Source organism: Butyricicoccus faecihominis (assembly GCF_014648015.1).
Taxonomy (GTDB): Bacteria; Bacillota; Clostridia; order Oscillospirales; family Butyricicoccaceae; genus Agathobaculum; species Agathobaculum butyriciproducens.
The window spans coordinates 152294-174342 of the sequence record NZ_BMQH01000004.1 but is presented as its reverse complement, the minus strand read 5'-3'; the positions used below and the strand labels follow the sequence as shown (position 1 = coordinate 174342).

The following is a 22049-nucleotide window of genomic DNA, read 5'->3' as shown; positions in this document are numbered from 1 at the left end:
AATCACCTCAACTATGCAAAAAGAGCTGTCCGCGCGGGACAGCTCTTTGATTATGCGATATTGCGGAAACTTACTTCTGGAGCAGCTTTTTCAGACGCTCAGCAGCTTCCTTGGTGCGTGCCTGATCGCCGAATGCGGTCAGACGGAAGAAGCTGTCGCCGTTCTTGCCGAAGCCTGCACCCGGCGTACCAACGACGTTGGCATTCTCAAGCAGGTAGTCGAAGAAGGTCCAGGAATCCATGCCGTTCGGGCACTTGAGCCACAGGTACGGGCTGCTCTTGCCGCCGGTGTACCAGATACCCAGCTCATCAAGGGTCTCAGCCAGAACCTTAGCGTTCTGCTTGTAGTAGCCGAGGGTCTCCTTGATCTGCTTCATGCCTTCCTCGGTGAAGCAGGCAGCAGCGCCGCGCTGTACAATATACGGAACGCCGTTGAACTTGGTGGTCTGACGGCGCAGCCACATCTTGTTCAGCTTGCCGTCCAGCAGAGCGGTCGGAACAACGGTCCAGCCGCAGCGGGTGCCGGTGAAGCCTGCCATCTTGGAGAAGGAGCAGAACTCGATCGCACAGGACTTAGCGCCTTCGATCTCGTAAATGGAGCGCGGCAGAGTCTCATCCTCGATGAAGCACTCGTAAGCTGCGTCATACAGGATAACGGCGTTCTGCTTGTTTGCGTAATCTACCCAAGCCTTCAGACCTGCGCGGTCGTAAGCAGCGCCGGTCGGGTTGTTCGGAGAGCAGATATAGATGATGTCGCACTGAACGGACTCGTCCGGCAGCGGCAGGAAGCCGTTTGCCTCGTTTGCGTCAGCGAATACGATCTTGCGGCCCGCCATAACGTTGGTATCAACGTAAACCGGGTAAACCGGGTCCGGAACCAGAACAGTGTTGTCGGTACCGAAAATGTCGAGGATGTTGCCGAGGTCGCTCTTTGCGCCGTCCGAGATGAAGATCTCATTGGTGGCGAGCTCTACGCCGTGGGTCTTGTAGTAGCCGACCAGTGCTTCGTGCAGGAAGCCGTAGCCCTGCTCATCGCCGTAGCCGTGGAAGGTCTCCTGCTTGGCCTGATCCTCAACGGCTGCGTGCAGTGCGTCGATAACAGCCGGTACCAGCGGACGGGTTACGTCGCCGATGCCCAGACGGATGATATCAGCCTCCGGATGTGCTTCGGAGTACTCACGCACCTTGCGTGCGATGGTGGAGAACAGATAGCTCTGCTCGAGATTGTCGTAGTTCTTGTTAGTCTGCATTGTTGTTCTGGCTCCTTTTCAGAGATGCCGCGACGAACGCCTTGAACAGGGGATGAGCGCGGTTGGGACGGGACTTGAACTCGGGGTGGAACTGTACGCCGATATAGAACGGATGGTTCGGGATCTCAACGGTCTCCACAAGCTCGCCGGTCGGCGAGGTGCCCGTGATCTGCATGCCCTTATTTTCAATCTCCTCGCGGAAATTGTTGTTGAACTCGTAACGGTGGCGGTGACGCTCGGAAATCATTTCCTCGCCGTACGCCGTTGCCATAATGGTATTCGGACGGATCTTGCACGGATAAGCGCCCAGACGCATCGTGCCGCCCTTCTTGGAGATGCCCTGCTGGCTCTCCATCAGGTCGATGACCGGATGGGTGGAATCCGGGTCAAACTCGCTGGAGTTTGCATCCGCGTAGCCGAGCACGTTGCGTGCGTAGCTCATAACCGCGATCTGCATGCCGAGGCAGATGCCGAAGTAGGGGATACCCTGCGTGCGCGCATAGTTTGCCGCACAAATCATGCCTTCCACGCCGCGTGCGCCGAAGCCGCCCGGCAGGATGATGCCGTCAACCTCACCGAGCAGCTTGTCCACGGTGGAGTCGTTGATCTCCTCGGAGTCTACCCAGTCGATATCGACGAAGCAGCCGGTCTCGTAGCCGCCGTGCTGCAGTGCCTCTGCAACCGAAAGGTATGCGTCGTGCAGCTTGACGTACTTGCCGACCAGCGCGATCTTCACATGGTCCTTGCGGGCTGCGATACGCTCGAGCATTTCCTGCCACTCGGTCATATCGCCCTTGCCCGCGCCGATGGACAGCTCGCGGCAGACGATGTCGGACAGGTGGCTCTCCTCGAGCATCATCGGCGCCTGATACAGTACCGGCAGGGTGCGGTTTTCGATTACGCAGTCCTCCGGCACGGTGCAGAACATGGAGATCTTGCGCTTGATGTCGTCGTCCATCGGCTGGTCAACGCGGGCTACGATGATGTCCGGAGAGATGCCCAGACCGCGCAGCTCCTTAACCGAATGCTGGGTCGGCTTGGACTTCGGCTCATTGGAGCCGGAGATGAACGGGACGAGCGTTACATGGATGAACAGGCAGTTGCGGCGGCCGACCTCGGCCGCTACCTGACGGATGGCCTCGAGGAACGGCTGGGACTCAATATCGCCGGTGGTGCCGCCAATCTCGGTGATAACAACGTCAGCCGAGGTCTTTTTGCCTACCGAGTAGATGAAGGACTTGATCTCGTTGGTGATGTGCGGAATAACCTGCACGGTCTCACCGAGGTACTCGCCGGCGCGCTCCTTGTTCAGAACATTCCAGTATACCTTGCCGGTGGTCAGGTTGGAGAACTTGTTCAGGTCCTCGTCGATGAAGCGCTCGTAGTGGCCGAGGTCGAGGTCGGTCTCTGCGCCGTCGTCGGTAACGTAAACCTCGCCGTGCTGGAACGGGCTCATCGTGCCCGGATCTACGTTGATGTAGGGATCGAGCTTCTGCGCTGCAATTTTCAGGCCGCGGCTTTTCAGCAGACGGCCGAGAGATGCGGCAGTAATGCCCTTGCCCAGACCGGAAACTACGCCGCCGGTCACGAAGATGTACTTTGTCATATCTCAATTTCCCCCTTGAATACGGTCGTTGCCGCGCCCGTCATGAACACGGTTTCATCTGTATAGCGAATGGTGAGGTCGCCGCCGCGCAGGTGCACGACGATATCCTCGTTTTTGTTTGCAAAGCCGTTCAGACATGCTGCCACGCCGGTTGCACAGGAACCGGTGCCGCACGCCCATGTCTCACCGGAGCCGCGCTCCCAGACGCGCATTTTCAGGCTGCCGTCCGGCAGGACGTTGACAAACTCGGTGTTGACACGCTCCGGAAACAGCGGATGATGCTCGAACTTGGGTCCGATGCGCGTAAGGTCGAGGTCGTCCACATCCTCCTTCTGGAAAATAACGCAGTGCGGGTTGCCCATGGAAACGCAGGTCATGTGGTAGACCTTTTCATCCACAACGATGGGTGCGCTGATGACATTCTCGCCGTCCATATCAACGGGAATCTCCCGCGGAGCAAGAATGGCTGCACCCATGTCCACGCGGGCGGACTGCATTTTGCCGTCCTTGACGGTCAGCTCAAGCGTTTTTACGCCGGAAAGCGTGTCAATGGTGATGGTGGTGCGGCCATCGGTCATGTCGTTGTCGTACAGGTACTTGCCCACGCAGCGGATGCCGTTGCCGCACATTTTTCCCTCCGAGCCATCGGCGTTGAAGATACGCATCTGCGCATCCGCCTTGTCGGAAGGAGAAATAAGGATAATGCCGTCGCCGCCGATACCGAAGTGCGGTTCACTGAGCTTGATCGAAAGCGACTCGGGATCGGGCACAGTCTGGTCGAAGCAATTAAAATAGATATAATTGTTGCCGCAGCCGTGCATCTTGGTGAAAGCCAGCTTCACACGGATTCCCTCCTTAGAAAATAACAAAATGGCATATAGGCAGGGAAAGACAGAGCTTCTCTGCTCATACACCATTTAGTATATCATAATCTGTCGGGAATTTCTCTATAAAATCGAAAAAACCGAAAAAATTTTCGCGTGAGATATGAGATGTTTTTAAGCGGTATCGCACAAATCACGGCGTTTTTCCGCCGATGATGTCCTCGGCGATGTCTCGCTTGGAGCGGCGCTGGTTCATAGCCTGCTGTTCGATGTAGGAATGCGCCTCCGGCTCGGTCATGCCGCAGCACTCGATGAGCAGACACTTGGCGCGGTCTATCTGACGGATATCCTCAATGCGCTTTTGCAGACGGCGGTTTTCGCTCTGCAGGCCGGTCAGACGGCTGCGCGCGGCGCGCGTCATGCGGAGTGCCTGCATGAACAGCACGCGCGAGAGTGGCTTGGGTACGACGAACACGCCGTCGTCCTCGACCTTTTCGGCAACACTGTCCGCAATCTCGGCCTTAGCGAGCAGGATCACGCCGGAAAGCGTATCATTTGCAGCCTGCTGCGCCATATCATGCCCGAATTCATCGGGCAGCGGCGTGTTAACGAGGATTAGATCAAACGAGCCGTCTACCAGCATGCGCCGGGCCTCCGCACCGGAGGAAGCAGGTGCAAGCTGAGCCTGTACGCCGCAGGACGTTAAAAACTGAGAAAGCATGGTGCGGGATTTGGCGGTTGCAGAAACGAGAAGAATGCGTTCCATGCGGTGTGCTCCTCCTTTCAAACGATATTATGTGGGTTTAGTAGCGTTCGAAATAGAGGGAGCGTTCGGCAGCCGTGCGGTCGTCGGCAAGTACGATGCGGTCGTGCTCGGCCTGCTTGGCGGCGAAAAAGGCCGTGCGTGCCTTTTCGGGCAGGTACTTGGTGATGAAGTCGCTGTCCTTGGCGATGCGGATCGCGTCGCACAGGGCGCCGGGCAGTGCTTCGTATCTGGTACGCACTTCATTGGAAGCGGTGAACAGGTTTTCGTCGCAGGCGGGCGGCAGGGGCAGTCCCTGCTCGATACCGTCAAGACCGGCGTGGATGAGCAGGGCAAATACGATGTACGGGTTAATGCAGCCGTCGAACGCACGCAGCTTCATGCGGTTGGCGGAGTGATCACCGGTCAGCGGCACGGTGATGAGCGGACAGCGGTTCTGGTGCGACCATGTGATGTACTTCGGCGCTTCAAACTCACCCAGACGCTGGAACGAGTTGGTGAGCGGATTACAGAAGATGGTCATCTCGGCGGCACGCTGCAGAATGCCCGCCACAAAGCTCTGGCCCTCGGCAGATTCTTCAAACGAGGGCTGGAACAGGTTCTTGCCGTTTTTGTTTATCGAAACAGACAGATGCAGTCCGCTGCCCGGCGCATGCGGGAGCGGCTTGGGCAGGAAGGACGCAAACAGGCCGCTTGAGGACGCCATGGACTTGACGACCCACTTGAAGGTGACGAAATTGTCTGCCGCTTCAAGGGCTTCGGCGTAGCGGAAGTCAACCTCGTTCTGACCGGGACCCTGCTCGTGGTGCGAGGACTCCGGCTGGATGTTCATCTCCTCAAGCGTCAGGCAGATCTGGCGGCGCACGTTTTCCGCCTTGTCGAGCGGCGCTACATCGAAATACTCGCCGTGATCGTGCGGAATGGTGGTTGGATGGCCGTTTTCATCCAGCTCGAACAGGTAAAACTCGCTTGCCGTGCCCATGGTCAGCGAGTAGCCTGCGCGGCGCGCACGGCGGTTAGCCTCGCGCAGCAAATGACGGCCGTCGCCCTCGAACGGCGTGCCGTCCGGATAGCGGATGTCGCAGTAAAAGCGCACCACGCGGCCCTGAGCCGGACGCCACGGCAGAACGGAAAGCGTTGCCGGATCGGGGAACAGCAGCAGGTCGGAGGCATCCACGTTGAGGAAGCCGCGCAGTGCCGCCGCGTTGAAGTGAATGCCCTGCTCGAAGGCGCGTTCCAGCTCGGTCGGCATGATGGCGATGTTCTTCTGGTTGCCGAAAATATCGCAAAACGCAAGACGAATGAACTTTACGTCGTTTTCCTGAATAAATTGTACGACTTCGCTCATGGTAGTGTCCATAGGGCAAGCCTCCTTTTTCATAATGTATCTTGAGGAATAAATTTTTTGCTAAAGAATGCGGAATGGGTGCCAAACCTTGGCTGGGGCATCAAAAGGATAGACACCAAGGTTTCTATCCTCTTGGGACTCCAGTTTCCTTTATTTCATAGTCTGGCGAAAATCAGAGAGCGGCGACCGCTCCGAAAAGGGGAACGGCAGAGGATTTTTTCTACCGCAGGGGAGCACAGTGTACTCCCCTGTCGAAACCCATACACAGTGTCAGATATCGTTCTGCTACACATACGGTTAAATCAACGCAGGTGCGACAGAACAGTGTCGCACAATTCGTTTGCGTGTTGTTACGGACGGCACCTGCGAGTTACACCTATCAGGTAACTCCCATCTCCTCATTTCCAACTCCTGCCTTGCAGGAGTTTTTCACTCTGAGAGCAAAATCAAGCCTCAAAGGTATAAAGCTGCTTATACCCTGCCTCCGGGTTCGGCGTGAGGACGAAATACTTCTGCGAAAGCAGATTCTCCGCGTCTGCACCGAACAGCTGCGCGTATTCCTTAATATACGGTGCAAATTCGGTCATATCGTCCTCGGAGACCTCGCTCACGAGGACCTGACGCGGCAGATCGGTCGGTGCTTTATCACATCTTAACACAATTTTGCCGCCGTGCATACCGGTGCCGCAGAAATTGTTGACCGGATACGCGCCGTTCTGACCGATGCCGAGCACAAGAATGAGACCGCCGGCGAGATACTCGCCGAGGAACGAACCTGCCTTGCCGCCGACTACCATAACAGGGAAGTGCTGCTGGTAGGCTTTCATGTGGATGCCGGCGCGGTAGCCGCAGTCGCCCTTGATATAGATCTTGCCGCCGCGCATCGCGTAGCCGCAGGCATCGCCCACGCTGCCGTGCACAACGATCTCACCGGCGTTCATGGTGTCGCCAACGGCCTCCTGCGCGTTGCCGAAGACCTCAATGGTGGAGCCGTTCAGATACTGGCCGAGACCGTTGCCTGCCGTGCCGTGCACGGTAATCTTGCGGTCGGTGGAGCCGCAGCCGATGTAGCGCTGGCCGATCACGTTCTCAACCGTGATCTCGCTGTCCTGCGCTGCGCGGATCTGCTCGTTTACTTGTTTATAATAGGTAAGTCCTGCCTGTACAGTTGTCATTTTCGCGCACCTCCTGTGCTTATTCGCCTGCGTGCTTGATGCCGAGGATGTTCAGCTCACGGTCGGTCAGGCCGATGCCGCGCAGCATAAGACGGTTGCCGCGCAGTGCCTCGATGGAGTTGATGCCCATGCCGCCCATCATTTCCTTGAGCTCGTGATCCCATGCAGTGAGCAGGTTGATGAGACGCTGGGAGCCGATATCCGGATTCAGGCGCTTGACCAGCTCCGGACGCTGGGTTGCAATGCCCCAGTTGCACTTGCCGGTCTGGCAGGTGCGGCACAGGTGGCAGCCCATTGCCAGCAGAGCCGCGGTGCCGATGTAGCATGCGTCCGCGCCGAGCGCGATAGCCTTGAGCAGATCGGCGGAGTTGCGGATGGAGCCGCCGACAACGACCGAAACCTCATCACGGATGCCCTCATCGCGCAGACGCTGATCGACAGCGGCGAGCGCCAGCTCGATCGGGATGCCGACGTTATCGCGGATGCGGGTCGGAGCCGCGCCGGTGCCGCCGCGGTAGCCGTCGATGCAGATGATGTCTGCACCCGAGCGGGCTACGCCGGAAGCGACTGCTGCTACATTATTTACGGCTGCAATTTTGACCATAACCGGCTTCTTATATTCGGTAGCCTCCTTCAGCGAGTAAACCAGCTGACGCAGGTCCTCGATGGAGTAGATATCATGATGCGGAGCCGGAGAAATCGCGTCCGTGCCCTCCGGGATCATACGGGTCTTGGAGATATCCGGGCCGACCTTGAGTCCGGGCAGATGGCCGCCGATACCCGGCTTTGCGCCCTGACCCATCTTGATCTCGATGGCAGCACCGGCTTCGAGGTAATCCTTATGTACGCCGAAACGGCCGGATGCAACCTGCACGATGGTGTGCGGGCCGTACTGGTAGAAGTCCTGATGCAGACCGCCCTCACCGGTATTATAGTAGGTGCCGAGCGCGCTTGCAGCGCGTGCGAGTGCGGCATGTGCGTTGTAGGAGATCGAGCCGTAGCTCATTGCGGAGAACATGATCGGCAGGTTGAGCTCCAGCTGCGGCGCCAGATTGGGAACCAGATTGCCGTTCTCGTCGCGCTCGATCTTGCCCGGCTTTTTGCCGAGGAAGGTCTTGGTCTCCATCGGCTCGCGCAGCGGGTCGATGGACGGATTGGTAACCTGCGAAGCGTTGATGAGGATTTTATCCCAGTAGATGGGGTGCGGGTCCGGGTTGCCCATCGAGGACAGCAGCACGCCGCCCGAGCCTGCCTGACGGTAAACCTCGGAGATGGCCTTGCCGGTCCAGTTGGCGTTCTCGCGGAACGTGTGGTCGGTCTTTACGATTTTAAGGGCACGGGTCGGGCACAGCGCCACGCAGCGGTGGCAGGCTACGCACTTGGACTCGTCCGCCTGCATGCGGTTGTTGTCGGCGTCCCAAAAGTGTACTTCGTTCGCGCACTGACGCTCACAGGCGCGGCAGTTGATGCAGCGGTCGTTGTTGCGGACGACCTCATACTGCGGATATAAAAAATCGATAGCCATTACTGGTTCCCTCCGTTCTTCAGATTAACGATGACCGGCTCGCCGCCCTTAGGCGCCCACAGCTTATCCAGCTCAGGCTGGATGACACGGATGGCGCATTCCTCGGAGGCGATGTATACGGTGTCGTCCTTTTCACCGACAACCATGCTGCGCAGCTTGAGTCGGTCGTTGAGTGCCATCAGGCCGCCGGTGTAGCCGACCAGAATGGAGAACGGACCGGTGACCATCAGGGAAGCGAAGGCATTGCGCAGATAGGTGAGACGCTCGCGCTCCTTCGGCTCCTGCTTTTCAATGGTGGACCAGAACGGAGCCGCAATGACATTTGCAATCTCGCTGTACGTCATGCCCAGCTTGCGGCCAAGGTAATCAATAATGTAGGTGATAACCTCGGTGTCGGTCAGCAGATCGCAGGAGTAGCCGAACATCTCGATGAAGCGGCGGTTTGCATCATAAGAGGAAATCTCGCCGTTGTGAACGACCGTGGTGTCGAGCAGTGCAAACGGGTGCGCGCCGCCCCACCAGCCCGGTGTGTTGGTCGGATAACGGCCATGGCAGGTCCAGGAGTAGGACTCGTAGTTTTCCAGCATGTAGTACTCGCCGACGTCCTCGGGAAAGCCGTTTGCCTTGAAAACGCCCATGTTCTTGCCGGAGGAGAAGATGTAGGCGCCGTTCAGCGTGTGATTGATGCGGATGACAAAGCGGGAGGTGAACTCACGCTCCTCGAGCTGGCTGGCTGCCAGCTTGGTCGGCAGGGGCGTGACGAAGTAGCGCCAGATCATCGGGGCATCCGTGATGCGCGGATGACGTCGGGTCGGGATCTTGGACAGGTTTACAATGTCAAAGTGACGCTCGATCTCGCGCTCGCACTCTTCCTTGGCTGCCTGCGTATCATAGAATACATGGAACGCATAGTAGTCGGCGTATTCAGGGTAGATGCCGTAGCCGGCGAAGCCGCCGCCCAGGCCGTTGGAACGATCATGCATGGTGCGGATAGAGTCGATAATGCGGGTGCCGTTCTCACGGGTGCCGTCCTTGTGGAAGATACCGGAGATCGCGCAGCCTGCGGGGATGCGGACTTGCCCTTCTTTTTGTAACATGGTGCTTCCTCCTTATATGTTGCGCTGAAATTACGGATTCAGAGAAGCAGGCTTCGGCGGGTGCTTTCAGATAGAAGGCGATATGTACCGGCTGCTTAACAAAATAAAAAGGTGCTCGCCGCAGCAGAGGATCAAAAGCCTGAAATCCTCAGCTATGGCGAACACCTTTGTTCGCTTCATATTTTATAGCAGGGAACCGGGAATCGTCAAGCGCAAAGAACATAAAAAAGTGAATTTTCACATTTTGCACAGGAAGTGACAGTGCGGACAAGCGAAAATTAAGTATGTTGTAGCAAATCTTCCGGAAATGAAAAAAACACCATAATCTCCCTTGACAAAGCAAGGCAGGACGGCTATAATGCAAAGTGTAAACAGCAAAGGCGCTGTGGGCACACGACCCGCAGCGCCTGTTTTGTTTTATTCAGTTTGTTTGCTATTAAAATTAACATATGTAAGGAGCGAACCATTCATGAGCATTACGAATGTTCCCGAGCTGTTCGGCAGCATGGTGTTTAACGACACTGTGATGAAAGAACGTCTTCCCAAGGACGTTTACAAGAAGCTGAAGAAGACCATGCGCGAGGGCACCGCGATCGACGCTGATGTTGCTGCTGTTGTTGCAACGGCAATGAAGGACTGGGCGATCAGCAAGGGTGCAACCCATTACACGCACTGGTTCCAGCCGATGACCGGCATCACCGCCGAGAAGCACGACTCGTTCATCACGCCGACCGACGACGGTCATGTGATGATGGAGTTCTCCGGCAAGGAGCTGATCAAGGGCGAACCGGACGCATCGTCCTTCCCGTCCGGCGGTCTGCGCGCAACCTTCGAGGCACGCGGCTACACCGCATGGGACCCGACCAGCTACGCATTTGTAAAGGATGGTTCCCTTTACATTCCGACCGCATTCTGCTCCTACACCGGTCAGATCCTCGATAAGAAAACGCCGCTGCTGCGCTCGATGGATGCCATCAGCACGCAGGCGTGCCGCATCCTCAAGCTGTTCGGCAAGGATGTTAAGCGTGTAACCACCACCGTAGGCCCTGAGCAGGAGTACTTCCTGATCGACCGCAAGGATTACACGAAGCGCAAGGACCTGATCTTCACCGGCCGCACTCTGTTCGGCGCAATGCCCCCGAAGGGTCAGGAGATGGACGATCACTACTTTGGTGCACTCCGTCCGCGTGTAGCTGCCTTTATGAAGGATCTTGACGAGGAACTGTGGAAGCTGGGTATCCTCTCCAAGACCAAGCATAACGAGGTTGCACCGTGCCAGCACGAGATGGCGCCGATCTTCTCCACCACCAACATTGCGACCGACCACAACCAGCTGACCATGGAGGTTATGCGTACGGTTGCACAGAAGCACGGCTTCACCTGCCTGCTGCATGAGAAGCCGTTTGAAGGCGTAAACGGCTCCGGCAAGCACAACAACTGGTCGATTTCCACCGATGCAGGCGAGAACCTGCTCGAGCCGGGCAAGAACCCGAGCGAAAACAGCCAGTTCATCCTGTTCCTGACCGCCGTTATCAAGGCGGTTGACGAATATCAGGATCTGCTCCGCATTTCCGTCGCTTCTGCCGGCAACGATCACCGTCTGGGCGCGAACGAGGCGCCTCCGGCGATCATCTCCATGTTCATCGGCGACGAGCTGCAGGCTATTCTGGATTCCATCGAGTCCGGCGAGGACTACACCGACGTTTACAAGACCAAGATGGATCTGGGCGCTGCGGTTCTGCCGGCTATCCCGAAGGACACCACCGACCGCAACCGTACCTCTCCGTTCGCCTTCACCGGCAACAAGTTCGAGTTCCGTTCGCTGGGCTCGGCCGTCAACATCGCGTGTGCAAACGTTATGCTGAACACCGCAGTTGCTGAGGAGCTCCGCCAGTTCGCTGACGAGCTGGAGGGCGCCGAGGACTTCGAGAAGGCGCTGATGGCACTCGTAAAGCGCGAGATCAAGGCGCACAAGCGCATCATCTTCAACGGCAACGGCTACGATGATTCCTGGGTAGCAGAGGCGGAGAAGCGCGGTCTGCTCAACTTCAAGAGCGCAGCGGACGCATTCCCGCATTACGTTGACCAGAAGAACCTCGACCTGTTCGCAAAGCACAACGTTTACACCGCCGAGGAGATCCATTCCCGTATGGAGACCCAGCTTGAGGAGTACAACAAGATCCTGCACATCGAGGCTATGACCATGAGCGATATGGTACGCGAGGAGATCACTCCGGCGTGCATCGCATTTGAGAACGAGCTGGCAGGTACCGTTAATGCCAAGAAGGCAGCAGGCGTTACCGGCGGCATGGAGGTCGGTCTGCTGGGCAAGGTTTCCGAGCTGACCGAGGAGCTGTACACCAAGAGCGCAGCACTCGACGAGGCTGTTGCAGCCGTTCCGACCGATGATAGCCAGAAGGCAGCACATTACTACCACGATGTTGTCATCTCCGCAATGGATGCGGTTCGCGTACCGGCTGATAAGCTGGAGGGTCTGGTAGGCAAGAAGTTCTGGCCGTTCCCGACCTACTCCGACATTCTGTTCTACGTTTAATAGAGCAGACATCAATTACATTTGTTAGAAAATATATTTCTATACACAATGGCGTGTATTTCCACTGTTCCTTCGGGAGCGGGGGAGATATACGCCATTTCTATTTCCAAGGGGGTTATTAAAAATGGATATCATGGAACTTGCTACGTCGATGGACGTAGGCTGGACGCTTGTTGCGGCGGCGCTGGTATTCTTCATGCAGGCCGGCTTCGCAATGGTTGAGACCGGCTTCACCAGAGCAAAGAATGCCGGCAACATCATTATGAAGAACCTGATGGACTTCTCGCTCGGCACGCCGATCTTCTGGATCCTCGGCTTCGGCATCATGTTCGGCGCGGCAAGCCCGTTCTTTGGAGGCTTTGATTTCTTCGCTGACGGCGTTGTCGGTGAGGGCTACAACTGGACGACTCTGATCTTCCAGACCGTATTCTGTGCGACTGCCGCGACCATCGTTTCCGGTTCGATGGCAGAGCGCACCAAATTCTCTGCATACTGCATTTACTCGATGATTATTTCTGCGGTCATTTACCCGGTTTCCGGTCACTGGATCTGGGGCGGCGGCTGGCTCGCAGAGCTTGGCTTCCATGATTTCGCAGGCTCCACGGCGGTACATATGGTCGGCGGCGTTGCCGCTCTGATCGGTGCAGCCATCCTCGGCCCCCGTATCGGTAAGTACACCAAGGACGGCAAGGCACGCGCTATCCCGGGCCACTCCCTGACGCTCGGCGCTCTCGGCTGCTTTATCCTGTGGTTCTGCTGGTTCGGCTTCAACGGCGGCTCTACCGTTGCACTGTCGGGCGGCGGTGCTGAGGTTGAAGCCCGTGTATTTGTAACCACCAACATGGCAGCTGCTGTTGCAACAGTTACCGTTATGTGCATCACCTGGATCCGCTACAAGAAGCCGGACGTTTCTATGACGCTGAACGGCTCTCTGGCAGGTCTGGTAGCCATCACCGCAGGCTGCGATGTGGTTACTCCGTTCGGTTCGGTTATCATCGGTATCTGCGCAGGCTTTGCCGTTGTATTCGGTATCGAATTTGTCGATCAGAAGCTCAAGGTCGATGATCCGGTCGGCGCTGTCGGCGTGCACTGCATCAACGGCGCACTGGGCACCATCCTTACCGGCCTGTTCGCTTACTATAATGGCACTGAGGTTGAGCCCCTCGGCGTATTCTACGGCGGCGGCTTCCACTTCTTCGGCATTCAGGTTCTCGGCGTAGTCGCAGTCATCGCTTGGGTTGCGATCACCATGACCATCGTATTCAATGTTATCAAGCACACCATCGGCCTGCGCGTAAGCGAGGCTGAGGAGATCATGGGTCTGGATAAGCCGGAGCACGGTCTGTCCTCCGCATACGCAGACTTTATGCCGGTCGTTCCTACTGTTCTGGGCACCAAGGCTGGCGAAACTGCTGCAAAGATCAAGGACACCATCCCGGTAGCGGTCGAGAAGGCTGTTCCGGTGACCAAGGTTACCACAGAGGGCACGGCTGCTGCCGGCGGCCACAAGCTGAGCAAGATCGTTATCATTGCAAAGCAGTCCAAGTTTGAGGTTCTGAAGGAAGCACTGGCATCCATCGGCGTATCCGGCATGACTGTGACCAACGTAGTCGGCTGCGGCGTACAGAAGGGCGCTCCCGAGTATTACCGCGGCGCTGAGGTTGACGTAACCCTGCTGCCCAAGATGAAGATGGAGGTTGTTGTATCCAAGGTTCCGGTTGAAACTGTTGTTGAAACGGTCAAGAAGGTTCTGTACACCGGTCATATCGGTGACGGCAAGATCTTCGTTTACGATGTGGAGAACGTTGTAAAGGTTCGTACCGGCGCAGAAGGCTTTGATGCTCTGCAGGACGATAACTAAATCGCATAAAGGAAAACGCTGAGCCACGGCTCAGCGTTTTCTTTTTGCGGAATGAAACCGTTGTGTTCATTCTCCGTTTTCCATTACTCACGGCTTAAAATTCGGAAAATACTTCTTCACGAACGGAATATCTTTAACCTTAAAGGTTTTCCCGTTGAGGTACTGCAAGGCTCCCGCGTCCTGCGCGAATCGGAAGGTGAGGGAATAGGCATAGAGCGCCTGACCGGTCTCGCCGTAGGGACGGTTGAGTTCGTTCGTGCCGTATTTGCCGTCACCGAGCAGCGGGCAGCCGATGGACGCCATATGTGCGCGGATCTGGTGCGTACGGCCGGTCAGCAGTTCACACTCCACGAGCGACAGTCTGTCGTGCGACGTGAGCGTGCGGTAGCGCGTGCGTGCGGTCTTGGCACCCGGCACGCGGGTCCTGTGCAGCGTGACCTGCTTGCGCTTTTCATCACGGCGGAGATAATTCTCGATCAGTCCCTCGGGCGGCTTGGGTCTGCCGTGCACGATGCACAGATACCGCTTTTCCATTTCGCGGTCCTTGATCTTATCATTTAATATGCGCAGCGCTTCAGCGGTCTTTGCCGCGATGACGATGCCGCCGGTGTTGCGGTCGATACGGTTGCACAGGGCTGGTGCAAATGACGCGGCATCATCCGGATTCCACGCACCGGACTGAAACAGGTACGCCTGAATGTGTGCGATGAGCGTATCCGTGTCGCCGTGCTCATCTGCGTGAACGACCATGCCCGGCGCCTTATCCGCCAGCAGGATGTGCTCGTCCTCGTACACGACGCGCACGCGCGGTGTTTTGATGCGGCGGAAGGCTTCTTCCTCCTTGGGCGCGTCAAAATATTCGTCGTTGAGGTAAAGCTGCACGGAATCGCCCTCGGCGAGCTTGTAGGCAGCTTCAGTGCGCTTGTTATTGACCTTGATGCGCTTTAACCGCAGGTATTTATGCATCATGCCGCCGGATAAAAGCGGCACAGCTTTCTCTAAAAATTTATTCAGACGTTGTCCGCTGTCGTTTTTTGTGATATAATATTCTCTCAAGGCAGGGTATCCTTTTCCGTTGATTTGCCCGTTTGGGTGAAACCAGTATACCGCATTTTCCGAAAAAAGAAAAGTGCGGGCGGACAGTTCGGAAAAATACCGTGTTTTGTAGATTTTTTGGTTGACAAAGACCGATTGTTTGTAGTATACTATCTTAGTACCATGTGAGGTTGACATGAAGATTGACTTAAAAAAGCTGAACACGTCTGCACATGCGTCGATTCCGTTCGATGAAACGATCGACCTGACGGACGAAAAGCTCTATGGCGCGAAGCCGTTTCAAAGCCCTGTCCACATCAAAGGCGTGGTTTCCAATGAAAGCGGTGTTGTGAGACTGGCGGGTTCGATCGAAACGATCTATTCCACCGAATGCGCACGCTGCCTGAAACCGCTCGAGATTCCGCTCTCAGCCGAGGCTGACATGATGCTCTCGGATGACCCCGAGGCGGAGGAAGAGGACGATCTTTTTGTGCTGACCAGCGACAGCGTGGATCCTGCGGACGTATTGGTGCCGGCATTGATCCTGCAGGTACAGATGACCTATCTGTGCAAAGAGGACTGCAAAGGCCTCTGTCCGCACTGCGGCGCCGACCGCAATGTGACCGACTGCGATTGCGATAAAAAGCAGATCGATCCGCGATTTGCCGCGCTGCGCGCCCTGCTCGATTCCGACAAGGGCGAATGAGTTCGTATTGAAAAATAAGACGATAGAGTAGGAGGTGTATCCAACATGGCAGTACCTAAGGGTAAAATTTCTAAGGCACGCCGCGACAAGCGTCGTAACTCCCACTGGAAGCTCTCTCTGCCCGGCATGGCTAAGTGCCCGAAGTGCGGCGAGATGAAGCTGGCGCACAGAATGTGCAAGGCCTGCGGCTATTACAACGGTCGTGAGGTTAAGTCCGTTAAGGAAGCGTAAGCCTTAAAACAGAACAGGAAAAATGGAGAAGGCCGGATAGCTTTCTCCATTTTTTTTCAGGTTTCGATGAAAAGGCTCGCCTTTGCATCGAGAGGGACGTACCGAGCACGGCTCGGATATGTTCCGGGCGCAAATCAGCGCGTCCTTGCGGGCATACTGATTTGCTTTCTTGTATCAAAAGCCACATATATGCTGCGGCTTTTTGTGAATTTTCTGCGGAAATTCTATTGAATGCGCGCTGACGCGCGGTTTTAACGAATTTCTTGCTTGCAATTTGTTTGCAAATGTCTTAAACTGACCTTAAAGGAGGGGAAATTTATGGCAAAGCCTATTGTTGCGATCGTCGGCCGTCCGAACGTCGGCAAGTCGCAGCTGTTCAACCGCTTGGCGGGCAAGCGGCTTTCCATCGTTGAGGATACGCCGGGCGTTACCCGCGACCGTCTGTACGCTGACAGCGACTGGCGCGGTCGTGATTTCACTGTCATCGACACCGGCGGCATTGAGCCGTCGAACGATAACGAGATTCTGCAGTTCATGCGCTTTCAGGCAGAGACCGCGATCTCGCATGCGGATGTCATTATCCTGATCACCGATCTGCGCACCGGCATTACTGCCGCCGATCAGGACGTTGCGTCCATGCTGCTGCGCTCGGGCAAGCCGCTCGTGCTGGCTGTCAACAAGTGCGACAAGCCGGGTGATCCTCCGGCGGAGTTTTATGAGTTCTACAACCTCGGTTTGGGCGAGCCGTACGGTATTTCTGCGCTGCATGGCTATGGTGTCGGTGAGCTGCTGGATGCGGCTTACGAATACTTCCCGCCGGCAGACGAGGAAGAGGAGGACGCGGACCGCATTCGTGTGGCCCTCATCGGCAAGCCGAACGTCGGCAAGTCCAGTCTGCTCAACCGCGTGCTCGGCGAGGAACGTGTTATTGTTTCCAATATTGCCGGTACGACCCGCGACAGCGTAGACGCCGATGTGGACAACGCCCACGGCAAGTTTACGTTCATCGACACCGCCGGTATCCGTAAGAAGAGCAAGGTGGACGAGAAGATCGAGAAATTCTCGGTTATGCGTTCGTTGCTGGCGGTAGAGCGCGCCGATGTATGCGTTATCATGATTGACGCGACCGAAGGTGTTACCGAGCAGGACACCAAGGTGGCCGGAGAGGCGCACAACGCCGGTAAGGCGTGCATCATCGTGGTAAACAAGTGGGATCTGGTTGAAAAGGACGGCTCCACCATGAAGGAGTACACGCTGCGTGTCCGTGAGGGTCTGGCATACATGCCGTATGCACCGGTGCTGTTCATTTCCGCGCAGACCGGTCAGCGCGTGGACAAGCTGTTCTCGCTCATCCATGAGGTATATGAGCAGAACCATATGCGCATTCCGACCGGCCGACTCAACGCCATTCTCGCGGAGGCAACCGCACGCGTGCAGCCGCCTACGGACAAGGGCCGCCGTCTGCGTATCTTCTACATGACGCAGGCCTCTACCTGCCCGCCGACATTCGTCTGCTTCTGCAATGACGCGCGTCTGTTCCATTTCTCCTATCAGCGTTATCTGGAAAACCAGATCCGTGAGGTGTTCGGTCTGACCGGTACGCCGGTACGCATGGTCATCCGCGAGCGCAGCGACAAGTCGCAGTAAGGAGAGGGCAACATGACACTTACGCATTTTGCGATCATTGCCGTGTGCGCGTATCTGTTCGGCTCGCTCAGCTTTGCGATCATTGTCAGCAAGGTGACGCTCGGCAAGGATATCCGCAACTACGGCAGCGGCAACGCCGGTCTGACGAACGCGTACCGCACGATGGGTGCGAAAAAGACGCTGTTCGTTCTGCTCGGCGACATTGCCAAAGGTGCGGCAGCGGTTTCGGTCGGTTGGGCGCTCGGCGGTCCGGTCGGCAAGCTGACAGCGGGTATTTTTGTTATCCTCGGCCACATGTTTCCGCTGTATTTCGGCTTTAAGGGCGGTAAAGGCGTACTGGTCGGCACGGTTATGCTCGCGTTTTTTGACTGGCGCGTGTTCGCCATTGCATTCGCACTGTTCATTCTGTCGGTCGTGCTGACAAAGTGGATCTCGCTCGGTTCGATCCTCGGCGCGGTCAGCTTTCCGATCACGACATGGCTGTTCTATCGCGATCCGGTGCTGACGGCGATGGCGTTCGGCATGGCGGCGGCAGTCGTTTTCATGCATCGCTCGAATATCGGACGCATCCTGCACGGCACGGAAAATAAATTCTCTTTTAAGAGCAAAAAGACGATCGAAGCATCGCCTGACGGAGAGGAGAAGTAACATGAAGGTTTTTGTACTGGGTACCGGTGGCTGGGGCATCGCACTGGCGATGCTGCTGCACCAGAACGGACATGAAGTAACCTCGTGGACCTATCTGCAGGAGGAGTGTGACCTGCTGCACCGCGAGCGCTGCAACGAGAAGCTGCTGCCGGGTGTTGTCATTCCGGAGGGCATTGAGATTACGACTGACATGTCCGGCACTGCCAAGGCGGATCTGGTCGTGCTGGCGGTGCCGTCCTTCGCGGTAGCGAGCACGGCGGAGCAGCTGGCGAAGATCGTGCCGCCGCATACGGTTATCGTCAATGTCGGCAAGGGTCTGGACTCCAAGCACGGCTACTGTCGGTTCTCCGAGACCATCTCGAACGCGATGAACGGCAGCAATCCGGTCGTTGCACTGACCGGTCCGACGCACGCCGAGGAGGTTGCACGCGGCATTCCGACGGCTATCGTAGCCGCTTCGGAGAGTCGTGCGGCGGCTGAGCTGACGCAGGCGGCGTTCATGAACGATACCAATTTCCGCGTGTACACCTCGTCCGACATTATCGGCTGTGAGCTGGGCGGTGCGTTCAAGAACATTATTGCGCTCGGCGCCGGTATTTCGGATGGTCTGGGTCTGGGCGACAACTCCAAGGCGGCATTTATGACCCGTGGTCTGACCGAGATTGCGCGTCTGGGCGTCAAGCTGGGCGCCAAGCAGGAGACATTTGCGGGCCTGTCCGGTGTGGGCGATCTGATCGTAACCTGCTGCTCCATGCACTCGCGCAACCGCCGTGCCGGTATCCTGATCGGCAAGGGCGCGACTGCGCAGGAGGCGATGAAGGAGGTCGGTGCAACGGTCGAGGGCTATTACGCGACCGAGGCGGGCTATCACCTTGCACAGCAGCAGGGCGTGTCTATGCCGATTACCGAAGCGATGTATGCCGTGCTGTACGGCGGCATGCCTGCACAGGAGGCGATCAAGCATCTGCTCAATCGTCCGCGCCGCGGCGAGCACGAAGAGGTCTGGGTGCACTGAGAAGCTGAAAAGGAAAAGAGAAAGAGAAAACCGACGGTGTGTGCCGTCGGTTTTCTGTATTTCGGAAAAATTTGCGAAAAAAAGAAAGAAAAGTGTTGACAGAGGGCACATCACCTGATATAATAAATCTTGCTTTGAGGCGATAAGCCAAAAGCGAGATGAAAGGAATATGCGGCTGTAGCTCATCTGGTAGAGCGCCACCTTGCCAAGGTGGAGGTAGCGAGTTCGAGCCTCGTCAGCCGCTCCACCTTTTCTTCTCAAAATCACATATGCGGCTGTAGCTCATCTGGTAGAGCGCCACCTTGCCAAGGTGGAGGTAGCGAGTTCGAGCCTCGTCAGCCGCTCCAGTTAGTCCACTTGCGAAAGCAAGTGGATTTTTTGCTTTTTCTGTTCGCTGAAGATTGAGGAATGGGCGCCAATCTTTGGCGGGAAGTCGCTGCACCCTGCGGCGGGGCAAGAGGGTAGACACCAAGGTTTCTACCCTCTTAACTCCCACTTCCTTTTGTTTGTTAGTCTGGCGCAGATCAGAGACCGGCGACCGCTTCGAAAAAAGGGAACAGCAGAGGATTTTTATTACCGCAGGGGAGCACAGTGTGCTCCCATTTCTTTACCTCTGCGCAGTGCCGGATTCCGTACTGCTACACATACCGGCTACTCTACGCAGGCGCGACACAAGGTGAATTACCCGAAGGGCAAGAGAGGGCCCTGGGGGATAACAGTGTCGCGTAATTCTCCATTTTCAATTCTCAATTTGCAGAATCTCCTCCGCAAACTGTTCCTGAACACCTTCTTTATCTGAAAGAAAATCATTCCACCGAAACAATCCTGTATGCGGATTCTCAGACAGCTTCCCATAAACCGAATAGGGCAGCAGATGCACCTGATACCTTGCACTCCAGCGCGGATACCGCTGCATAAAGCGTTCTGCAAGCCGATACGCCTGACAGTTCTTATCCGCATCACTCGCGGGATTGAGCGCGCTGAGCTGCACGCCGCCGCCTTTACAATCGGTTTTACTGGGCGAGGGCGTAGAGTGCGCGATGACAATGCTGCCGTCTCGGCAGGGACCGATGCACAGCCACATATGACCGTCCATGCTGAAGATATCGCCGGGATGGAGCGAGGACGGCTCCTGCAGGCCGTTGCCGCAGTCCTGACGGGAAAGGGTACCCCAGGCTCTTTGGGCAAGCGTATGGGCAAACTCGGCGGCGGGCGCGACATAGCCGTCACAGTCGGAGACAGACGCACTCTCGGTATGTAGGGTATTGTACAGCGTCCAGCCGAGATAGCCCGAGCAATCCAGACCGGCATAGCCGTACTGGTTCCAGCCGCCGGTCGGGTAGTAGCTGTGCGCGGGATTGCTGTCACTGCGGTAGGTATAGCAGGCGTTCTGACAGTCGAAGAAGTCAATCCAGCTTTGCGGCAGGCCAATGTGCATGGCGGTATTGCCGGAGCCGGTATCCTGCCAGTTCCAGCCGCCGCCGTAGACGTACAGCGCGGTGCCGACGGGCATCAAGGCGGTTCGGAGCAGGTTCTGCATCGTGCGCCGACCGGGAATGCCGTGAACCGGCGGATGGTACATCCGCGGAGCAGGCCGGATATACGCAGCACCGCCGAACACCTGTGCATAACTTCCGACGATCCGGCCAGTGAGAAAGCACGGCAGAACGACAGCGCCGCCGGCTCGTGTGCGGATTTCAAACACAGCGCGGCAGGGAAGGTGCATGCCGTCTACTGTGATGGAATTGCCGCTGACGGCATGGATTACGCCTTGTGCGTCCGGACGGCTGAGAATGGCCTGTATTACCGTTCCCTGCCGGATGGTCAAATGATACGCATGACCTTCCTGCAGGCGATTTTGGATGGCGTATCGGCCTTTATCGCACACGGCATAGCAGCATACGCTGTCGGCCTGCCGAAACCGATGCGCAAACCGATCTTTATCCTCGGCACAGGCGCAGCCGTAGCCTTGTACCCCTAAGTAAATGGACGGACCCATTTCATCACACTCCTTACCATCACAGTATAGGGCAGAGGAACGCGGAATATGAAAACAGCGTCCCGAGCGGAACGCTGAATGCAAAAAACGAGCCTGCTTTCACAGACTCGTTTTTGTTATGCAATTAAAGTGCAGCCTTAGCCTTCTCAGCCAGTGCAGCGAATGCAGCCTGGTCGTTTACAGCCAGGTCAGCCAGCATCTTGCGGTTCAGGTCGATACCAGCCTTCTTCAGACCGTTCATGAAACGGCTGTAGTTGATATCGCAGGTCTTGCAAGCTGCAGAGATGCGGGTGATCCACAGACGACGGAAGTCACGCTTCTTGTGCTTACGGCCGATGTAAGCGTACTTCAGGCTCTTCATTACAGCCTGGTTGGCTACACGGTAGTGGGTAGACTTGGAACCCCAGTAACCCTTAGCACGCTTCAGGATCTTCTTTCTTCTTTTACGGGTCATCATTGCGCCCTTAACTCTTGCCATTGTGTTTGCCTCCTATATGAAAGATGTTGTTTTCTAACTTACTTGTACGGCAGCAGACGCTTCAGCTGTGCTACGTTGGTAGAATCTGCGAAGCCTTCCTTGCGGAGGTGGCGCTTCAGCTTAGTGGTCTTGCCATGGCCGTTGAGCAGGTGGCGCTTGCCAACGTGACCGCGCTTGAACTTACCGTTCTTGGTAACGGAAAATCTCTTTTTTGCACCGCTGTGCGTTTTGATCTTAGGCATAAGGTTTTGCTCCTCTCTGAATTTGCGCTATATCTGCGCGTTGGTT

General features: G+C 56.5%; 19 protein-coding genes and 2 tRNA genes. 9 read left to right on the top strand and 12 right to left on the bottom strand.

What is annotated here, in order from left to right:
* Positions 1-70: 70 nt before the first annotated feature.
* The 8 genes from IEY11_RS05540 to IEY11_RS05505 all read right to left on the bottom strand — a co-directional run bounded on the left by IEY11_RS05540 (position 71) and on the right by IEY11_RS05505 (position 9587).
* A complete protein-coding gene (locus IEY11_RS05540) occupies positions 71-1249 on the bottom strand; it encodes an LL-diaminopimelate aminotransferase (RefSeq protein WP_188886030.1) in 1179 nt (392 codons plus the stop codon).
* The gene (locus IEY11_RS05535; protein ID WP_188886029.1) at positions 1239-2855 is read right to left on the bottom strand and encodes a CTP synthase; all 1617 of its coding nucleotides are present in this window, start codon (positions 2853-2855) and stop codon (positions 1239-1241) included. Before IEY11_RS05535 ends, IEY11_RS05540 begins: the two co-directional genes overlap by 11 nt.
* A complete protein-coding gene (dapF, locus tag IEY11_RS05530) occupies positions 2852-3697 on the bottom strand; it encodes a diaminopimelate epimerase (RefSeq protein WP_243183962.1) in 846 nt (281 codons plus the stop codon). The genes IEY11_RS05535 and dapF overlap by 4 nt, the downstream gene beginning before the upstream one ends.
* Positions 3698-3872: 175 nt before the next feature.
* Positions 3873-4445, bottom strand: a complete 573-nt coding sequence (locus IEY11_RS05525) for an ANTAR domain-containing response regulator (RefSeq protein ID WP_188886027.1) — start codon at positions 4443-4445, stop codon at positions 3873-3875.
* A 37-nt stretch (positions 4446-4482) separates the two neighbouring features.
* A complete protein-coding gene (locus IEY11_RS05520; protein ID WP_188886026.1) occupies positions 4483-5802 on the bottom strand; it encodes a glutamine synthetase family protein in 1320 nt (439 codons plus the stop codon).
* A gap of 434 nt (positions 5803-6236) precedes the next feature.
* Complete coding sequence (locus IEY11_RS05515; protein WP_116705161.1) at positions 6237-6965, bottom strand: GltB/FmdC/FwdC-like GXGXG domain-containing protein; 729 nt, start codon at positions 6963-6965, stop codon at positions 6237-6239.
* Positions 6966-6984: 19 nt separating this feature from the next.
* Entirely contained in the window at positions 6985-8490 is a 1506-nt protein-coding gene (locus IEY11_RS05510) for a glutamate synthase-related protein (RefSeq protein ID WP_110436144.1), read from the bottom strand.
* Entirely contained in the window at positions 8490-9587 is a 1098-nt protein-coding gene (locus IEY11_RS05505; RefSeq protein WP_188886025.1) for a class II glutamine amidotransferase, read from the bottom strand. The genes IEY11_RS05510 and IEY11_RS05505 overlap by 1 nt, the downstream gene beginning before the upstream one ends.
* A 475-nt stretch (positions 9588-10062) precedes the next feature.
* On the opposite strand from IEY11_RS05505, the gene IEY11_RS05500 reads away from it, so the two are divergent.
* A complete protein-coding gene (locus tag IEY11_RS05500) occupies positions 10063-12141 on the top strand; it encodes a glutamine synthetase III family protein (RefSeq protein ID WP_188886063.1) in 2079 nt (692 codons plus the stop codon).
* Between the two features lie 124 nt (positions 12142-12265).
* On the top strand, positions 12266-14002 hold the full coding sequence (locus tag IEY11_RS15055; protein WP_407926643.1) for an ammonium transporter: 1737 nt from the start codon (positions 12266-12268) through the stop codon (positions 14000-14002).
* 87 nt (positions 14003-14089) lie between these two features.
* On the opposite strand, the gene IEY11_RS05490 is transcribed toward IEY11_RS15055, so the two are convergent.
* Complete coding sequence (locus tag IEY11_RS05490; RefSeq protein ID WP_188886024.1) at positions 14090-15058, bottom strand: RluA family pseudouridine synthase; 969 nt, start codon at positions 15056-15058, stop codon at positions 14090-14092.
* Positions 15059-15233: 175 nt separating this feature from the next.
* Between IEY11_RS05490 and IEY11_RS05485 the strand changes: the two genes are divergently transcribed.
* The 7 genes from IEY11_RS05485 to IEY11_RS05455 all read left to right on the top strand — a co-directional run bounded on the left by IEY11_RS05485 (position 15234) and on the right by IEY11_RS05455 (position 19631).
* Positions 15234-15743: a YceD family protein gene (locus tag IEY11_RS05485; RefSeq protein WP_110436148.1), complete on the top strand. Its 510-nt coding sequence runs from the start codon at positions 15234-15236 to the stop codon at positions 15741-15743.
* Positions 15744-15788: 45 nt separating this feature from the next.
* Complete coding sequence (gene rpmF, locus IEY11_RS05480) at positions 15789-15974, top strand: 50S ribosomal protein L32 (protein WP_110436149.1); 186 nt, start codon at positions 15789-15791, stop codon at positions 15972-15974.
* Between the two features lie 318 nt (positions 15975-16292).
* On the top strand, positions 16293-17621 hold the full coding sequence (der, locus tag IEY11_RS05475; protein WP_118284961.1) for a ribosome biogenesis GTPase Der: 1329 nt from the start codon (positions 16293-16295) through the stop codon (positions 17619-17621).
* Positions 17622-17633: 12 nt separating this feature from the next.
* On the top strand, positions 17634-18269 hold the full coding sequence (gene plsY, locus IEY11_RS05470) for a glycerol-3-phosphate 1-O-acyltransferase PlsY (protein WP_188886023.1): 636 nt from the start codon (positions 17634-17636) through the stop codon (positions 18267-18269).
* Between the two features lies 1 nt (position 18270).
* The gene (locus IEY11_RS05465) at positions 18271-19284 is read left to right on the top strand and encodes an NAD(P)H-dependent glycerol-3-phosphate dehydrogenase (protein WP_188886022.1); all 1014 of its coding nucleotides are present in this window, start codon (positions 18271-18273) and stop codon (positions 19282-19284) included.
* 171 nt (positions 19285-19455) lie between these two features.
* Positions 19456-19531 (top strand) — tRNA-Gly (locus tag IEY11_RS05460).
* A 24-nt stretch (positions 19532-19555) separates the two neighbouring features.
* Positions 19556-19631 (top strand) — tRNA-Gly (locus IEY11_RS05455).
* Between the two features lie 392 nt (positions 19632-20023).
* Here IEY11_RS05455 and IEY11_RS05450 read toward each other — a convergent pair.
* From IEY11_RS05450 to rpmI, 3 genes are all read right to left on the bottom strand, one after another.
* Positions 20024-21283 (bottom strand): copper amine oxidase N-terminal domain-containing protein, encoded by a 1260-nt coding sequence (locus IEY11_RS05450; protein WP_188886021.1) that lies wholly within the window; start codon positions 21281-21283, stop codon positions 20024-20026.
* A 124-nt stretch (positions 21284-21407) separates the two neighbouring features.
* Positions 21408-21761: a 50S ribosomal protein L20 gene (rplT, locus tag IEY11_RS05445; protein ID WP_110436155.1), complete on the bottom strand. Its 354-nt coding sequence runs from the start codon at positions 21759-21761 to the stop codon at positions 21408-21410.
* 38 nt (positions 21762-21799) lie between these two features.
* Positions 21800-22003 (bottom strand): 50S ribosomal protein L35, encoded by a 204-nt coding sequence (gene rpmI, locus IEY11_RS05440; protein ID WP_054327617.1) that lies wholly within the window; start codon positions 22001-22003, stop codon positions 21800-21802.
* Positions 22004-22049: the final 46 nt, after the last annotated feature.

What these genes read in the sequence shown, in the direction of transcription:
- IEY11_RS05465 (WP_188886022.1), top strand. Translation starts at nt 18,271, where the DNA reads ATGAAGGTTTTTGTACTGGGTACCGGTGGCTGGGGCATCGCACTGGCG.
- IEY11_RS05510 (WP_110436144.1), bottom strand. Translation starts at nt 8,490, where the DNA reads ATGGCTATCGATTTTTTATATCCGCAGTATGAGGTCGTCCGCAACAAC.
- rpmF (WP_110436149.1), top strand. Translation starts at nt 15,789, where the DNA reads ATGGCAGTACCTAAGGGTAAAATTTCTAAGGCACGCCGCGACAAGCGT.
- IEY11_RS05520 (WP_188886026.1), bottom strand. Translation starts at nt 5,802, where the DNA reads ATGGACACTACCATGAGCGAAGTCGTACAATTTATTCAGGAAAACGAC.
- IEY11_RS05525 (WP_188886027.1), bottom strand. Translation starts at nt 4,445, where the DNA reads ATGGAACGCATTCTTCTCGTTTCTGCAACCGCCAAATCCCGCACCATG.
- der (WP_118284961.1), top strand. Translation starts at nt 16,293, where the DNA reads ATGGCAAAGCCTATTGTTGCGATCGTCGGCCGTCCGAACGTCGGCAAG.
- IEY11_RS05515 (WP_116705161.1), bottom strand. Translation starts at nt 6,965, where the DNA reads ATGACAACTGTACAGGCAGGACTTACCTATTATAAACAAGTAAACGAG.
- IEY11_RS15055 (WP_407926643.1), top strand. Translation starts at nt 12,266, where the DNA reads ATGGATATCATGGAACTTGCTACGTCGATGGACGTAGGCTGGACGCTT.
- IEY11_RS05535 (WP_188886029.1), bottom strand. Translation starts at nt 2,855, where the DNA reads ATGACAAAGTACATCTTCGTGACCGGCGGCGTAGTTTCCGGTCTGGGC.
- rplT (WP_110436155.1), bottom strand. Translation starts at nt 21,761, where the DNA reads ATGGCAAGAGTTAAGGGCGCAATGATGACCCGTAAAAGAAGAAAGAAG.
- IEY11_RS05505 (WP_188886025.1), bottom strand. Translation starts at nt 9,587, where the DNA reads ATGTTACAAAAAGAAGGGCAAGTCCGCATCCCCGCAGGCTGCGCGATC.
- plsY (WP_188886023.1), top strand. Translation starts at nt 17,634, where the DNA reads ATGACACTTACGCATTTTGCGATCATTGCCGTGTGCGCGTATCTGTTC.
- IEY11_RS05450 (WP_188886021.1), bottom strand. Translation starts at nt 21,283, where the DNA reads ATGGGTCCGTCCATTTACTTAGGGGTACAAGGCTACGGCTGCGCCTGT.
- IEY11_RS05540 (WP_188886030.1), bottom strand. Translation starts at nt 1,249, where the DNA reads ATGCAGACTAACAAGAACTACGACAATCTCGAGCAGAGCTATCTGTTC.
- IEY11_RS05485 (WP_110436148.1), top strand. Translation starts at nt 15,234, where the DNA reads ATGAAGATTGACTTAAAAAAGCTGAACACGTCTGCACATGCGTCGATT.
- rpmI (WP_054327617.1), bottom strand. Translation starts at nt 22,003, where the DNA reads ATGCCTAAGATCAAAACGCACAGCGGTGCAAAAAAGAGATTTTCCGTT.